This window comes from Kitasatospora sp. NPDC047058 (assembly GCF_040643935.1).
Classification (GTDB): domain Bacteria; phylum Actinomycetota; class Actinomycetes; order Streptomycetales; family Streptomycetaceae; genus Kitasatospora.
Window position 1 is genome coordinate 1 of record NZ_JBEYVJ010000838.1, and the last position, 1514, is coordinate 1514.

General features: G+C 70.3%; 2 protein-coding genes. One reads left to right on the top strand and one right to left on the bottom strand.

Annotated elements, in window-relative coordinates; genetic code table 11:
• The first annotated feature begins 170 nt into the window (after positions 1-170).
• Entirely contained in the window at positions 171-944 is a 774-nt protein-coding gene (locus tag ABZ885_RS40960) for an IS5 family transposase (protein ID WP_360200271.1), read from the top strand.
• On the opposite strand, the gene ABZ885_RS40965 is transcribed toward ABZ885_RS40960, so the two are convergent.
• Positions 919-1401 (bottom strand): hypothetical protein, encoded by a 483-nt coding sequence (locus ABZ885_RS40965; RefSeq protein ID WP_360200273.1) that lies wholly within the window; start codon positions 1399-1401, stop codon positions 919-921. The genes ABZ885_RS40960 and ABZ885_RS40965 overlap by 26 nt on opposite strands.
• Positions 1402-1514 lie beyond the last annotated feature (113 nt).

Here is a 1514-nt window from a genome sequence, read left to right on the forward strand (position 1 = left end):
CAGCTCGTGGGTGTCGAATCCAGCCGAGCAACAGGAGGCCCCTGGTGCCGCAGTCTTCCGTGTCCGTGTCGCTGTCGTCCAACTCCGTTCCCCTGTCGTGTGATTGTCTCGCTCACCGGTTCGGGAACGCCGGGAACCGCCCGCACAGGCGTCCGAGGTACCCCTCGGACATGAGCGACACGGAGTGGGCAGTCGTGCGCGACGCAATGCCCGTGCCTGCCTGGCTGGAGGGTCGCGGCGGGCAGCCGGAGGGCTACTGCCACCGGCAGCTGGTCGACGCGGTGCGCTACCTGGTCGCTGGCGGCATTGCCTGGAGGGCGGTGCCCGCGGACTTTCCCGCATGGGACCGCGTCTACGCCTTCTTCCGGCGCTGGCGGGACAAGGGCCTGGTCGCCGAGTTCCACGACCGGCTGCGCGACCGGGTCCGCGAGGCGGCGGGCCGTGACCCGGAGCCGACCGCCGGGATCATCGACGCGCAGTCGGTGAAAGGGGCGGCGTCGGTGCCGGCTGCCAGCCGGGGGTTCGACGGCGGGAAGAAGGTTAACGGCCGCAAGAGGCACATCGTCGTGGACACCCTCGGGCTGCTGCTGGCCGTGATGGTCACCGCGGCATCCGTCACCGACCGCGAGGCCGGCCGGACACTGCTGGAGCGGCTGCGTGAGAGGCACTGGCGCATCTCGCTGGTGTGGGCCGACGGCGGCTACACCGGACGCCTGGTCGACCTCGCCCGCGATGCCCTGCGGATCGCGCTGACGGTGGTCAGACGCACCGACGACACCACGGGCTTCGTCGTGCTGCCGAAAAGGTGGCTGGTGGAACGGACGTTCGCCTGGCTGATGCACTCACGCCGCCTGGCCCGCGACTACGAGACCCGCACCGACACCTCCGAAGCGATGATCCGGTGGTCGATGAGCATGGTCATGAGCCGCCGGCTCGCCCGGTGAGCAGACGGAACATTCCCGGGCGTTCCTCAGCCAGCCAGCCCCGCGCGGCCAAGCGCTTCACCTTCGACCGCACCCCCTCCACCTTCGCCGCGACCACCTCCAGACCCAGGGCCGCCGCGAGCTGGCGACAGTCCATCTCCTCCCCGCTCCCCGCAAGGACATCCACGAGCCGCTGGTAGTCCGGCGCCAGCGAGTCGAGAGCGAGCCCTTCCCGCCAGACGGGAACCATCGAGCCGGGCACCGCCCCGGCGACTCGCGCAGGCCGTTCAACGGCCACCCCGACCGACGGCGCCTCCTCGCCTGCAGCAGGTTCTGCCAGGACTTCCGCCACCGCCTGACGGGCAACCACGAACCGCTCCCACGCGGCTTCCGCCTCCCGCAGCTCGGCCTGCAGGACCTCAACCCGCTGCCGAGCAGCACGCTCGCGCTCCTCCAGCAGCCCCATCACCGACGGCATCCGGCACCTCCACCGAAGAGACGACACGACACCCCGTCCCTGCCACCGATACACCGGCACTATGCCTGACCAGCGAAAACGCACCCGTCACTATCGGAAAGACAACGGCTTCT